This window comes from Chitinophaga sp. CC14, assembly GCF_048957795.1.
In the GTDB taxonomy this organism is placed as follows: Bacteria; Bacteroidota; Bacteroidia; order Chitinophagales; family Chitinophagaceae; genus Chitinophaga; species Chitinophaga ginsengisegetis.
Window position 1 is genome coordinate 1,979,617 of record NZ_JARBFY010000001.1, and the last position, 15,349, is coordinate 1,994,965.

Genomic DNA, 15,349 nt, shown 5'->3' on the forward strand with positions numbered 1-15,349 from the left:
ACGTTCTCTTTTTTCTTAAAACAAAGTTATTGTTTCACTACTTTCATCGTCTTGCTTTGAGGGCCCTGACTAATATTGATATAATAAATACCTGGTTGCAGGTTTTGACCAACCTGGTAATAGGCACCGGTATTTATCTTTGCAGAATAAATGATGTTGCCGGTGTTATTAACAATAATAAGCAGCGCCGGTGCTTTCGAGGAAGAAGTCATTTTTACATTAAACACGCCACCGGAAGGATTCGGATATACTTCCGTTGTAAAATCCAGTTTGCCATGGTTGTTTAATTTGTTATCCACCACGGAGATGCTGTTTTGATTTTCCGTTATACTTTCCAGGGAATCTGCAGCTGTTAATGTCCGCACTTCGATGGCAGCTATTGAGCCGCTATAAGGATCATACAACCCTGTTTTAGGATAAAACATTACCGTTATCAGACCCGTGCTGTTTGCTGTTGCCCTGATGGTCCGTATAACAGCGGTATTCAACCTGTTGCCTGCGGCCTGGTAGATATTAAAGTCTGTAAGACTGTCAAGGCCGTTGCTGGCTTTTACACTGAATATCCTTTTGTTTTTTTCCGTCTCCTGTGCTTCAACGAAATGCATCCGGATATTATAGGTGGTGTTAGGAGTGAGTCCACGCAGGTAATAACGCATCTGGGAGACATTGCTTTTGAACACGCGTATATACTCGTATACCTGTGGTGGAGCGGGGTCGGTTACATATGACACATTTACGGGGGAAGTCACTCTTTGTACCCAGGTATAGCCTGCATGCCATAGCTTATCGGTACCGGTGGGCCCTTCCGGAACATATTGCGCAAAGGTGGTATTTGCATACGGGCCGGGAGGCGTAAGCGTAGTGCCCGCATTAATACCATAAACGGCCGATTTATTTGTCTTTAAAACTTCTATACAATAGTCATCCACCCATACTGTGCCGGGTCCAACTTTGGATACCCAGTAAGTAAGCCCTGTTGCACTGTCGGGCACATTGATGGTATCTCTTATCTGGGCCCAGTTCTCCCGGTATGCGGCCACATTGTCTATCTGTTTTGAATAAACGGTATCCGTAGGAGCGCCCAGGCTATCTACAAACCCAATACCATATCCTGACCACCAGGGATAACCACTGGCGTCTTTTTCTACTTTAACCCATTGACTAAATACGATAACGCTGCCGCCTCTCACTGGTATGGAATCTTGTATGTTCAAAGAGGTGTTTGCTGTAGTGAAACCCATTGTGGTGGCTTTGTCACCGGAATGGCCTTTCCCGCTAACGGTGTATGCAGCGCCTACTGTAGCAACGCGGTCTTTATAAGCTATCCAGTTAATAAGGCCACTTTCAAAACCATAATTGGGTATTCCTCCACATGAATCAAACGGCACCACTGTTACCGGCAAGGCAGCAGAAACGCCTGAACTGTCCCGGGTATTGACGTTAATGGTAGCGGCGCCTTGTTTAATAGCGGTGATAAGGCCGGTACTGTCGACGGTAGCTACTGTTACATTGGAACTACTCCAGCTTACTTTTTTAATGGTGGTATTAGCAGGCAGGAAGTTAACTTTTACCCGTAGTGTATCCTTCTCCCCGATAATGGCGGTAGATGGTTGCAACGTAAGACCGGTAGCCAGCACATTGGCTACATGAATATTGGCCTGTGCAGCAATAAGCGGGTTATCGACCGAGGTGGCAGTTACTATTACGTCGCCTTGTTTGATACCGCTGATAGTGCCATTGCTGCTTACTTTGGCGATGGTTGTATCTGAGGATGTCCATACTACTCCTTTATTGCTGGCTTTGGCGGGGTTGATGGTGGCATTCAGCTGGAGGGTTGATCCTGCAAACACATTAGCCGAAGTGCTATCCAGCGTTAAGGAGGTAACAGGGATGTAGATCACTGTATAAGTTTTGGTAGCGGTAAAACTGCTTTCCGCAGAGGTAGCGGTGATCGTAACCGTGCCGGCGGCTTTTCCTGTTACCACACCATTCAGGTCTACAGTAGCGATGGCGTCATTGGAAGATTTGTACACCAGGTTGCGGTTGGTGGCATTTGCCGGTGTAGTGGTCAGTTTCAGCGTATCCGTATAGCTTACATAAAGATTGCTGCTGTCTGAACTGATGCTGATTCCCTGGAGTGGGATGATAGATACCTCAAGGGCGGCTATAGATGCGCTGTAAGGATCGCCGGTGCCCGTTTTAGGAATGAACATCACAGTGATTACACCTGCGTTGTCAGCTTTTGCCTGCAGGGTGCGCGTGATCACTGTATTCAGTTTATTGCCTGCAGCCTGGTAAATGTTGAAGTTGATGAGGCTGTCGCCGCTGGTTTTCACATTAAACACCCGGTTGGCTTTGTCGGTATTGCTGGGCTCAACAAAGTGCAGGCGCAGCGAGTAGTTGGCATTTGGAATCAGGTTGCGGAAGAAATAACGCAGCTGGCTCGCACTAATTTTACCGATGCGCATATACTCGTATACCTGGCTGGGAGCAGGTGCTGTTACCTGGCTCAGGTCCATCGTTGCCGCGTTACGAACGCTCCAGGTATATCCTGCATGCCATAGTTTATCGGTTCCGGTAGGCCCTTCGGGTATATACTGGCCGACCGCCGTATTCTGGAGTGGCGTTGCCGGACTTCCCGTGGTGGCTGTTGTACCTGCATTGATGGCTGTTACAATGGTATTCACGACCAGCTGCACGGTTTTAGTGGCGCCTCCGTCTGCGGTGGAAATGGTGAGAGTGGTAGTGCCCAGCTTTAAACCGGTAACCACGCCGTTGGCATCCACTTTTGCAATAGTACTATCCGCCACGGACCAGTTCAGGGTTTTATTGGTGGTATTAGCGGGTGTAATAGCAGCAGTGATCTGCTTAGGTGTATTCATGGTACCATACGCCACACTGTCTATCGTGATACCGGTGGATATAGTGGGAGGAATAACGACAATCTGTCTTGTATCTGTTTTTCCTCCATCGACTGATGTAACGGTAATAGTAACGGTACCTGCATTAATGCCGGTCACCTTCCCGACCAGATCCACTTTAGCGATGGCGGTATCAGAGGAGCTCCAGGTAACAGCCGGATTGGTGGGATACGTAGGGGTGAGCTTTGCGTTCAGCTTCACAGAGAATCCTTTTACAATAGTGTCTGATGCGGGGTTGACTATTTCTACCGACTGAACAGGGCCGGCTACCGGGGAGCCGAAAAAGATGCCATTCCCGCTGATGGCAAGAAACATTCTTCCCTTATTGTCTGCCGTAATATTCTGCACTACGCCTGGGACCCGGTCCAGGATGGTGGTCCAGGTACGGCCGGTATCATCTGAGCGGAAGGCGCCGTAGGTGATGCCATTGATGGGAAGGACCTGGGCGGTGGCGTACAAAGCCAGGTGCGCATTGGCGGTGGTGTCGGACATGGCGGCAGCTATCCACTTGGGTTTGAAATTTTCGCCACCCACCTTACTGAATGTTTTACCGGTGTCTGAGGTATGATAAAGAGCGGCGTATTGAGGATAGGCGTCATCGTAAAATGCGATCCATACATCTCCTGTTTTCCCCGGCGTTGCTTCAATGTTGGAGGTCGTGGCATAAGAAGAGCCATTGGGATTGCTGCCTGCGTTTGCAGTAAGACCCGTGGCGGTTGTTTTCTGGAATGATTTCCCGCCATTGGCGCTTACATAAAAGGAACCACGGTCCCATATATAGAAATAATCGCCGTTCACCTTATCCGCTACGAGATGGTTTTGCCCGGGATACAGGTTGAACTGCGGGCCCGCGGGTAAGATGCCCGAAGAAGTACCGGTGGATTTTGTCCAGGTGGTGCCCAGGTCTTCTGACCAGTAAACATTACCTGGAGCATTCGCATCTATTTGGGTAAGCCAGAGGATGTTTCTGCGGTTAGCGGATACGGCTACACGCCCACGCAAGCCAGGCGATTTTGGAAAAAGCGTATAGGTATCGCCACCATCGGTGGAGTAACCCGCGCGCGATTTATCGATTTCCGAAGCCGCCGGGCCGTCGCAGCCTACCCGAACAATAAAATCAGGGTCGGTATACTGGAAAGCAACGCCCTGCATATTAAACGCGGAGTAGATGCCGTAGTGCAGCGCGGTGCCGGAAACGGCGCCCTGGTTCAGCGGCTCCGTAAGGGAACGGTGATGGGCGCCTCCTACATCTGCAGTAGCGGTGAGCAACAGGTTCTTGCCACTGGGAGGAGCTGACATAGGACCTGTTATCACGATTTCTTCCAGGCCCACCACGCGGATCTTCCAGTTGGAAATGGGGTCAAAGATATTTTCGGTGCAGAGCACGTCCAGCATATCATTGATCCATATCCTGTTCGGGTAAAAAGGGTCCCAGGTAAAAGCAGCAGCATTATGTCCTGGCGAATTGTAATATAACCCGTCATTTGCTGAGTGCGGCGCTTCAGAATTATCGCGGGTAATTTTTCCCTGTGTATAGGAGCCGGGGGCGCCACCCTGCCTTGAAATATAATAAGGATCTTTTTGCCAGCTGCCGCGGGTGCTTACAACAATATCATTTGAATTAGCGGGGTTCACCGCTACTTTGGAGAAGTACCTGTCGCTGTTAATAGGATCAGGATCTAAAGTTACAGGAGAGACGTCCTGCCAGCTGCCGTTCTTATACTTGTAGACGCCTTTTTTTTGATTCTCTGTTCCGGCAGATACGTACAGGGTTCCATCTGCGTGAATCGTGGCCCGGGCAGAAAACTGGGGGCTGTTACTCATCAGTGTGAAAGAAGCACCACCGTCATCAGATACGAGTATACCTGTGGACTTGCCGATGTAAATGCGCTTGCTAACATTCTGGCCGTTTATGGAAACCGTACCGGAACTTTTATCGAAAAGAATAAAAGAGCAGACACCTGTTGCTGTGACGGCGCTTACCTGCGACCAGCTGGCGCCGGCATTCTCCGTTTTCCAGGCGCCATTCTGGTCTGTAACCACCCATACATTGTTACCATTGGAAGGGTCTACCTGAATACGATCCCCGTAATTCTGCGTACTGTTGGGATGTACAACGATGGGAACATTGAGGTCGGTCCAGGAGTCACCCCTGTCGGTACTCTTCATGATAGTACCCAGTGAGCTTGAACCTTTGCCAGGCGAAGGACCGGCGCCGTTTTCCACGGTCGCATAAAGAATATTGCCGGTGGCATCGCTGGGATCTACCCCGATGCTGCCGCAACGCTGGTTAACTTCCCAGTTCCAGTAGTTGACGGGTATTTTTTTAAATAGCATTAAATGCTCCCACTTCTGCAGGGTTTTATTCCATCGGTATGGAGTGCCTACATCGGTGGTGATGAAATAAAGATCAGGTACCATCGGGTGCGCCACAAAAGAGGGCAACGAGCCGGACCCGCCTATCCGGACCTGGTTCCAGGTATACGTTTGCGCGCGTATGGCCTGCGAGCCGGTTAAGTAAAAAATTGTTAGCAGTAAAGTGTAGAAAATCTTTCGCATGTTCATAGTGGAATTATTAAAGGATTGTTTAGAATATCCTATGTGGTTACTTGTCCTTAGGTCGGAATATGATGTGGCACAGCATGCTGTTCATCCCTGGCAAAAAATCCGGTAACAGTGCGCCGACGTCCAGGTGAAGTTTATCTGAACCTCATTAAAGCCTACGGTAGAGATTATCTGGTTGATAATGTTTAAAGCGACATTATGCGCTGACTACGGATATTTTCTTTGCCTACTCTTTTAATTAAATGAACCAGGTTTTCATAAATGGTCTACTGTGGCCGTTTTGAAGAGAATCGTGCGTTCTCAATGGAATTACTATGTCCCAGGTACTGCTTTAGTGCATGTATTAAAATTGAAGGGTGAAAGAATAGTAATTGGTTGATAAATAGGTAATACGTTTGTGAAAGACAGACTACGTAGCCGGAACGAAAAAATATTTTTGGAATGGGGAATTCCTGCGCGGTCTGCGCAAAACAGGGGAAGGAAGGGGGCTATACGCCTGTTTTAATAATACCCCCGGCATGCTATAAAAAACGGCGGCGTTAAATGAGTTGGTGTTGCTCATTTAACGCCGCCGGTATGGAGGAAGTGGATTATTTTTTTGCGGCTACCCGCCAGATAGTATTGGAGGCATCATCCGATACCAGTAATGCGCCATCTTTAGCCATAGTAACACAAACAGGGCGGCCATGAACCTCACTTTTAACTTCATTTGCGATAAACCCGGTCAGGAAATCTTCTGCTTTACCGGCAGGTTTACCATCTTTGAACGGCACATAGATCACTTTGTAACCAGAGAGATAGTCGCGGTTCCATGAGCCATGTTGACCAATAAATGCGCCGTTGCGGTATTTTTCGGGAAATGCAGTGCCTTTATAAAAGTGCAGTCCAAGTGATGCCGAATGCGCCATCAGGGCAAAGTCCGGCACCAGCGCACTTTTTACCAGTTCGGGCGCCTGGCCTTTAAGACCTGGATCTTCATGCTGACCAAAATAGGAATAAGGCCATCCGTAAAATGCGCCATCTTTTACGCTGGTAAAGTAATCAGGTACGAGGTCGTTACCCAGCTGATCGCGTTCGTTTACTACCGTCCACAGGGTATGTGTGCCCGGTGCCCAGTCCATACCAACCGGGTTGCGTAACCCGCTCGCATATACTCTGACGCCGGTGCCATCCGGATTTACTTCCAGGATGTTAGCCCTGTTTTTTTCATTTTCCATTCCGTGTTCTGCGGCATTGGTGCCGGAACCTACGGAGACATACAGTTTGGTGCCGTCTTCACTCCGGATCACATTGCGCGCCCAATGGTTATTATAACCACCTGCGGGAAGATCTAAAATTTTCTTTCCTTCTGCTTTCATTTCCGTCATGCCGGCAGTGTATGGATATTGTACCAGTGCATCGGTGTTGGCCACATAAAATTTGTCGTTCAGGATCAGCATGCCCATTGGCTGGTTGAGCTTTTCCAGGAAAACATGCCGCTCATCTGGCACTCCGTCCTGGTTGGTATCACGGAACATGGTGATCCTGTTGGCAGTAATGCTGTTATTTTCTGATTTGGATTTGCCACTGACTGAATTGATCACTTCCTGGCTAAACCGTTTGATAGCATGTGCTTCGGAAACAAAGATGTCGCCGTTGGGCGCCACGTAAATCCATCTGGGATTTTTCAGGCCGTCGGCAAATTTGTTGACTACAAATCCCTCCGGGGCAATTGGTTTGCTGTCGTTTTTCCAGCCGATAACGTTACTGAAATTGGTGACCGAGGGCGTAGCACCGGGGGCAGGCAGTGAGTCGGGGGGCGTGTTGTTGATGATTTCCAGTGAATCAGCTGCTTTATGCAGCGTTTTGGGCTTGCCACCATTGCATCCGTTCAGAACAGTGATCAACGCCATAAAACCGGCAGACAGTAATAGTCTTTCCATACTTAGTATCATTTATATTGTCATAGGGCGATTAACGCCGGGATGTACGCCTTGTTCGAACAGCGCATTTAATATTCTTTTTTATTGATTACCCGGGGTTCAGGTTAAATGGGAGGCCATATATAGAAACTTACGCCTGGCCTTCGAAAAAAATGCTGACAGATCCACCCTCGTATTATTCCGGCTTTATGGTATGCTGAGGACCTCCGGATTTAATCCGGGTTAAATATAGGATTCTTCTCTGGAAAATTTCTGCTTAAATTGCAGATAATCATAGTCCCCGCAATGGACGGGACCAGATATACCTCGCCCAATGGGAACTCAAATTCGCTGAAGTGCTCATTTCATTATACGACTAATGCCAACCACTTAGGCTCGCATACAGTGGCCTAAGTGGTTGGCATTAGTCGTAGTATCCTGTTATTTTACTTCAATTCCTTTTTGTAACCGGCAAGTTTCTTCTCCGATTCTTTAATGGTATCTTCCATAATGAAACCAGCGAATTTACCTTCCTTCAGGAATTGTCTGGCAGTTGCAATGGCTTTCTCCTGGTATTGCACAGCGTTTTTGTAATCATTCATATTTGCATATGCGCCTGCCATCTCCTCGTAGACCATAGATGCCGGCATCTGTGGCACTTGCAGCTGTGCATTCAGCAACTCTAAAGCATATTCATAAGTTGACTTCTTCCATCCCTTTTGCCTTGCAATTACTGCCGCTGTAGAACCTACATATCCGGGTTTAGTAGCTTGCCAGGGTCTTACAAAAGCCATTGCCGAATCTTCATTGACATGTTCAAGTAAGGTTTGGAACTTAAAGAAACCGAATGTTCCGGCAAAGGGAGGCATGGTGCCAATACCCGAATCCAGCAGCTGAATGGCTTTACTGTATTGCTTATCAGCAATGGCTTTTTCATAGTCCTTCATTAGGTTTTGAAAGGGAGCCGCCGCAGCATCTGACTGTTCATTTCTTTCCTGTATCTTCTTCCTGGCAGCGGCTACATCGTAATTCCCCGACATTACCACATTTACTACGGAATCCAGTTCGACCGGATGACCTATCCACATAATAATGCCATCCTTCACCATAAATGTGCAGGGAATACCACCTTCTCCGGCAGCCTTCATCCATTCATTTCCCATAAACTGGTCTTTGCTGTCAGTGATAACATTGAAGTCCATTTTGTTGCCGATACCCTTCACAAATTTGCTGACTTTGGGAAGCGAAGATTCATAAGGTTTGTCACCGGTTTTTTCCCAGATATTCACAGCAATTACGGTAGCTTCTTTTTTGTGTTCCCGTGCAAATTCAGAAAGATGTGGCATAGATGCAATGCAGGGGCCGCACCAGGTTGCCCAGAATTCGAAAAGATAAAGATGGCCCTTTTTGTACTCCTTAACAGGTGTGCCTTTTAACCATTTTCCGTAACGAAGCTCCGGTGCTTTGTCGCCCACAAATAATTTAGCTTTTTCCTGTCCCAATGAAACAATTGTGAAACAAAGGATAGAAAGAAAAGTCAGACACGCAGTCCTCGAAATCTTCAGATTGTAACTCATTTTTTTGTTAGTTTTTGAAATTTTAAATGCAAAATATTGTCCTTTAGAAGCCATTAGGCTTCTATGAAAAAGTTAATTATGACAGTAAGGGCTCTTAGAAGTTCGGTATAGTCAGTACCACTTTAGGATCGTCCGGTTGAATGATCAACGTTTTCCCGTTGTTATCGGCAGCCTTTCTGATCATGGGTAATCCATTGCGGAAATAGTCATATCCGGCATGTCCTTCAAACGCAAGCTCCATACGTCTTTCTTTGAGAATAGCAGCAAGCAGGTCCTGATCGGCGATGCTGGTGATGTCCGATTCGGGTAGTCCTGCACGGGTGTGGATGGTGCTGAGATCGGCCCTGGCCATTGTGTAATTCTTCATTTTAGCATAAGCTTCCGCCCTGTTCAGGTACAATTCGCCGGTGCGCAAAAAGATGTTCGGAGCGCGGGTGATGAGCTGGTTTAGCAATACCAGTAATTTGGTGGTTTCCGTCAGTCCCGTTGCGGCATTAACCCTGAAAAAACTACTGCGTATATCCTGTGTAACAAGTAACTGTTTAAGATCCGAAGAAGGCATAAATATTCCACCCATGCCATAAAGCGGATCATAGTTGTAGAGAATGCCGATCCGGGTATTGCCTGTCATGTTGTCAAAAGCAAAGATGATCTCTTTATTGGAGGCGAATTTAGCGCGGCCAATAGATCCATCCTGGTCATCGGCAAACAGGTTTTTATAGTCGTTTCCCTGCAGCAATGCTAATTTCCCGTTGTTTTGAGTCAATGCACTGTCTGCATAGGTTACGGCCGCCTGGTTATAAGTAGCATCCGGATTGACCATGCTGCCGCCCATATACAGGTACACCCTTGATAACAATGCCCATGCAGCCTCTTTGCTGGCAAAGCTGTTTGTTTTTACCACGGGGGTTTTCATCAATTGCGCCGCTATTTTCAATTCTTCTGTGATATAATCGTATACTTCCTTCACAGTAGATGGTGCTGGAATTTCCTTTGTATCACTTGTCTTTTTTAATGCAACACCGGAACTGTTAGCAGCATTCTGATAGTAAGGCTTGCCGTATAATCTGATCAGGTTAAAATAAGCAAGTGCCCTCAGGAAATGATTTTCGCCTTTCGCATATAATACATTATTCCGGTCGGCTTCGGATGAGGAGGCGAGATTTGCTTTCTCGAAATCAGCGATTCCCTCCAATGTGGTATTAATGCTTACAATTAACTGGTAGGAGCCGCGATAGAAGTCATTGCTGAAACCGAGCGTAGGGCTGTTACTGTTTTGATAGAAGAATCCGTCCGTCGTTTTTTCTGCAGGGCCGAAGATGCGCAAGGTTACATTGTTGCCACGGCTTTCGGACAAGTTTACCAATGGTTCGTCGTAAGACGGAGTGGAATTATCGCGTAGCAAGGAATAATTGCCTACTGTAGCTTCTACAATCCCGGCAACAGACGACAGTTCTCCGTCTTTGTCAATTTTAATCAATGGGCTGATCTCATCGATCTTTTTATCGCATGCCGTCGCAAGGAGAGATATAAAAAATATAATGGCGTAATTTTTCATTTTAATACTTTTTAACTTTCAACTAAAATGTAACCTGTAGTCCAAATACATATCGCCGTGGGATACTTAACGGGCCGCCCGCATTGCCAAAGTCCTGTGCCTGTCCTACAGAAGGGCCTTCGGGACCGGAGGCCACGATATATTTATTGTAGATGGTGTACAGGTTATCGGCACTTACATACGCGGTAAAGTTGGATAATTTCAAGCGGTTGGTCAGCGACTGTGGCAGATCATAACTTAACCGGATATTGCGCAGGGAGGCATTACTGGCATCGCGCATATATTTGCTTGATCCGAAATAGTCAGTAGTTGCCTGGTAATAAAGTTCGGGCTCGGTAGCATTGGTTTGTCCGGGCGTTGTCCAGGGAATCTGGCTTTTAGTATAGGCCAGCTGGTTAAACCGGTCTACATGTGCTACCTGTGAAGACGCCGCATAGTTATCGATGATCGTATATTTCAATGCAAAAGTTATCAACACACTCAGTGAAAAGTTTTTGTAGGTAAAGGTGTTGGTAAGACCACCATAGAACCTCGGCTGGAAAGAGCCAATTGTTTGAAACTGCCTGCTGTCTGAAGCTGCGTCTACTTCAGCAATTGTATTTACATATTCCACGCCGATTCTATTACCCTTCGCATCGAAGATCAGCTTTTCAAATCTCGGTTTTCCTGACTGCGGATCCACACCGGCGTACTTAACAGCTTTTAATGCATTGATATCATCTCCTTTAAAAAGATAATAACTGTTCTGCGGGTAATATCCCTGCCTTAATGAATCATTGGCCACACTAACAATCTGATTTCTATTAAAGCTGATGTTGAAGGAAGTACTCCAGGAGAAATTTTTTCTGTTTAAATTTTGAGAATTCATCACCAGTTCTATTCCCTTGTTTTCTACTGTAGCTGCATTCTGCCATTGTGTTGGGAAACCAGACAAAGCCGGCAATAACACCTTCTGTAACAGGTCCTGGGAGCGGCGTTTGTAAACGTCTATTGTAGCCGTTAAACGTTTGAAGAATTCCATGTCAACACCTGCACTCCATGATTTGGTTACTTCCCATCTGATATCGGGATTACCTAATACTGAAATGGTGGCTGCCCCGGCTCCGCTGTACGTGTATCTTGGATCGTACAACGTTCTTGTGAGAAAGTTGTCGCCAAGTTGCGAGCCACTGGTACCATAGTTGGCCCGTAGTTTTAAATAACTGATCCATTTTACATTTTGCAGGAATTTTTCCTCGCTGGCAACCCATGCACCACCTCCGGAATAGAAAGTACCATAGCGGTTATCCCGGCCAAAGCTGCTGGATGCGTCCCTGCGTACAGAAGCACTTAAACTGTATTTACCTTCGTAAGTATATCCGGCTTCACCAAATAAAGAATAAATGGCTTTTACATCCTTTCCACCCTCAATATTACCCGCTTTGGTAGTGGGAATACCAAAGATCGATAAATCCGCCGAGCCACCTATTTCCCGGGCAAGAGAGATAACCGGGTAACCGGCACGCACATGATTTACATTTACCAGCATGTCTTCAACGGTGGTTTGTCCGAATTCCATACCCGCCAGGGCACGGAACATATGGTCGCCCGTTTTTTTATTAAAGGTTAATTGGTTTGAGGTGAGGTAAGACATCAGGTTGCCGGTGGTGGTACCCAAAAATCCCTGAGGGGCAAAATAGGAACTGCCTCCGTTGTAAGTTCTCACATCTGTGTACCGGGTGTTTTTAGTATAGTTAAGATTGCCTGAGTTGGTGCTGGAGATACTTAGCCAGTCGGTAATTTTATAGTCCAATTTAGCGGATCCGAAAAACAGCTGTGATTGGAGTTTTGAAAAATTATACTGCCTGTTGAACAGGGGATTGTCGATGATCTTCTGTGTCCCGCCCATTTTAAAGTTAAGCGCCTGGGTAACCGACCCATCTGCAGCATAAGGATTTGCCCACGGGATAAGGGTTTGAATGCCATCAACGGTGTAACCCTGGTCCTGACGACCATCATTCATAATGCCATTAATGGAAACAGTGGCTGTAAGCCTGTCTGTTAAACGGCTTTCAAGGTTTAGCCGGAATGTTTTCCGGATTAAACTGTTGAGGATACCGGTAGCCTGCTCGTTGTAGTACGAGCCACCCATATAGTATTTAGTACGGTCGTTTCCTCCGCTGGCAGACAAGTTCACTTCTGTAGTATTGCTGGTAACGAAAGCGTATTTAGTCCAGTCGTAGGAATTATTCACCTGTTCCTGTGTAGGCAGGCGATAATCCAGATAATTGTCCAGGGTAGGGAACATGGGAGAGAGGCTGGCATTATTCTGCTTATAATCTTCGGTGTAAAAGCGTTTTTGCAGATCATAGAGTTCCGCACCGTTCAGAAATTTCATGCGCCCGCGATTAGGCTGATTAATTCCGTATTTCACTTCGGCGTTAATGCGTGGTTTTGCATTACTTCCTCTTTTGGTGGTGACTACCAGTACTCCGGCTGCTGCTCTTGATCCATAGATGGCAGTAGCGGCTGCGTCTTTCAGTACAATGATGTCCTGGATTTCCTGTGGTGTAACCAGCTCTTTCAGATTTTGATTCGGCATAATTACTCCGTCCAGTACAATGAGTGGGCCGTAGTTGAGTGCGGGTACCACAAATTCATTGACCTGATCTACACCAACTCCCGCCACGCTACTCTGGCCCCTTACAAATATTTGTCCCCCGCTGCTGGTGGGGTCGGCGGCATTCTGTTCAGAAATATACAGACCCGCTGCTCTTCCTTTCAGTAAAGATGCGGGATCAGACGATGTAATGCCCCTTCTGATTTCGTCGCCTGATATTTTCTGTATAGACCCGGTCAACTCTCCGGGCTTTTTAGCCATGTAACCGGTGGAAATGACTACTTCTTTTTGTTCGATCGCTTCCTGCTGGAGCGTGAAGGCAAGTTCCAATGGTTTATCTGTTACAATCAGTTTTCTGCTGATCGTGGAATACCCGATACTGGATATTTCCAGTGTATAAGTACCTGGTGGTACATTCGGCAACACAAATATCCCATCTTCATTGGTAGTAGTGCCTATCGTTGATGGCTTTAATTTTACTGATACACCTGGTAGCATTTTACCATCGGACCCCGCAATAATCCCTTTTATGATCACCGGGGTATTGGCCGCATTATTCTCCTGCAACGACGGATCAGTGCGGGGAGTCACTGGCGCCTTAATTGAAAGTGTGATGGTGGTGTTCCTTAAACTGTACTTTAATGGTTGCTCCTGAAAGAGCAGGTCAAGAAACTTTAATAATGGTAAGTCTTTGACCGTAATTGTCACTGGTTTGGCGATAGACAGCAGTTTCTCATCAAAGAAGAAAACATACCCGGTTTGTTTTTCAGCAAGCGCCAATACCGTCGATAGGTCTTTGTCTTTAACAGACATAGACACGTTACCCTGTGCTGCTATCTTTGCACTAACATGCAGTGTGGCAACAAGCATTAAAATAAATGTAATCCTCATAACTCGCAATGTTTGGTAGAGACAACGAGGCCCGGAGCTGCGGGTCCGCATGCTTTTCGCATTTTTTTGCATAATTTTGGTTGGTTTGGTAAATAACAGGATCTGTCCAGACTTGACTTTTGCCAAATTATAGCCGGGTATGTTGACGCATACCGGCTTTTTGTTTTTTGAAACGATTGGTTTTTGATTGTTAATTATATACTACTATTGTTTTTCCCTCCATTTTAAATTTAATATTCACATCCTGGAGTACTTCCAGTACTTGTATTAAGCTGAGGTCGCGTTTAATTTTCCCTCTGAATATCCGTGATGGAATTTGTCCCTCATAACGCACATCTACATCGTACCAGCGGCTCAGCTCATTCATGACGGATTGCAGGTTAGACCGGTCAAAGTTAAATAGTCCATACCTCCAGGCCATTACCTGGTCGATGTTGGCATCGTTCACTACCTTAATCTCTGCTTTTCCGGCCGCTGCCTGTTGACCTGGTTTGAGTAATACAGGTGAATTGGCCGGGGTGGACATTGATACGGCGCCTTCCAGCAAAGTGGTTTTAATGATGTTTTCCTCCGGATAAGCGTTTACATTAAAATGAGTACCCAGTACTTTAACCTCCGCCCTACCATTTACACTTACTTTAAATGGTTTCTCCTCACTCTTCGCCACCTCGAAATAGACTTCCCCGCTCATTTCTACCCGGCGCTCCTGCCCCAGGAAAGCAGTTGGGTACCGGATAGAGCTGGCTGCGTTTAACCAAACCGTGGTACCGTCCGGGAGAATGACTTTAAATTGCCCGCCACGGGGGGTACGCAACGTATTATATGTTACTGCATTCTTACCCGACGAGGCCGCATATACAAGCTGTCCACCCTGTTGCCGTATTGACGAGCCGCCTTGTTGTATGGTGCGGTTACCCGCACTATCCAGTTGTACTACGGAGCCATCGTTCAGGGTAAGGGTAGCACGCTCGTAGCCCGGCGTTACCTTTTCTATTTTTGCGACGCCTGTAATTTCCTGCTGATGCTTTAACTGAAAATAGCCGCCAATACCCAGAAGAAGCAATACCGCTGCTGCCGCGGCCCAATACCAACGTTGCCTTACGGGCTTCATCTGTACCGGTTTATTAAGAATAGCGGCCAACACGTGGGCTCCACTGGGCGTCTGAACCGTGGTTCCCTGCAGTGCTTCCCATCGTTGGCGCATAACCGATTCCAGCAGCACATCGTCCGATTCCATCACTAACTCCATTAACTTCTGGCGGTCGGCATCAGTGGCCGTACCGTCGAAATAACGATTAAACAATTCAGTCAACTGCTCATTCATGTGGAATAAATTA

At 46.8% G+C, this 15,349-nt stretch carries 6 protein-coding genes; all 6 read right to left on the bottom strand.

The window, feature by feature from the left end; all coding sequences use genetic code 11:
- Positions 1-26: 26 nt before the first annotated feature.
- The 6 genes from PV783_RS08210 to PV783_RS08235 all read right to left on the bottom strand — a co-directional run bounded on the left by PV783_RS08210 (position 27) and on the right by PV783_RS08235 (position 15,336).
- Complete coding sequence (locus tag PV783_RS08210; protein ID WP_420987662.1) at positions 27-5,486, bottom strand: Ig-like domain-containing protein; 5,460 nt, start codon at positions 5,484-5,486, stop codon at positions 27-29.
- 590 nt (positions 5,487-6,076) lie between these two features.
- Positions 6,077-7,408, bottom strand: coding sequence for a PQQ-dependent sugar dehydrogenase (locus PV783_RS08215; RefSeq protein WP_420987663.1), 1,332 nt, complete (start codon positions 7,406-7,408; stop codon positions 6,077-6,079).
- Positions 7,409-7,833: 425 nt separating this feature from the next.
- Positions 7,834-8,964: a TlpA disulfide reductase family protein gene (locus PV783_RS08220; protein ID WP_420987664.1), complete on the bottom strand. Its 1,131-nt coding sequence runs from the start codon at positions 8,962-8,964 to the stop codon at positions 7,834-7,836.
- Between the two features lie 94 nt (positions 8,965-9,058).
- Positions 9,059-10,522, bottom strand: a complete 1,464-nt coding sequence (locus tag PV783_RS08225; protein WP_420987665.1) for a RagB/SusD family nutrient uptake outer membrane protein — start codon at positions 10,520-10,522, stop codon at positions 9,059-9,061.
- A 22-nt stretch (positions 10,523-10,544) separates the two neighbouring features.
- A complete protein-coding gene (locus PV783_RS08230; protein WP_420987666.1) occupies positions 10,545-14,012 on the bottom strand; it encodes a SusC/RagA family TonB-linked outer membrane protein in 3,468 nt (1,155 codons plus the stop codon).
- 190 nt (positions 14,013-14,202) lie between these two features.
- Positions 14,203-15,336 carry a FecR family protein gene (locus PV783_RS08235; protein WP_420987667.1) on the bottom strand — a complete coding sequence of 378 codons (1,134 nt, stop codon included), beginning with the start codon at positions 15,334-15,336 and terminating at the stop codon, positions 14,203-14,205.
- Positions 15,337-15,349 lie beyond the last annotated feature (13 nt).

Coding starts and splice junctions, on each gene's coding strand:
- PV783_RS08210 (WP_420987662.1), bottom strand. CDS start 5,486: ATGAACATGCGAAAGATTTTCTACACTTTACTGCTAACAATTTTTTAC.
- PV783_RS08215 (WP_420987663.1), bottom strand. CDS start 7,408: ATGGAAAGACTATTACTGTCTGCCGGTTTTATGGCGTTGATCACTGTT.
- PV783_RS08220 (WP_420987664.1), bottom strand. CDS start 8,964: ATGAGTTACAATCTGAAGATTTCGAGGACTGCGTGTCTGACTTTTCTT.
- PV783_RS08225 (WP_420987665.1), bottom strand. CDS start 10,522: ATGAAAAATTACGCCATTATATTTTTTATATCTCTCCTTGCGACGGCA.
- PV783_RS08230 (WP_420987666.1), bottom strand. CDS start 14,012: ATGAGGATTACATTTATTTTAATGCTTGTTGCCACACTGCATGTTAGT.
- PV783_RS08235 (WP_420987667.1), bottom strand. CDS start 15,336: ATGAATGAGCAGTTGACTGAATTGTTTAATCGTTATTTCGACGGTACG.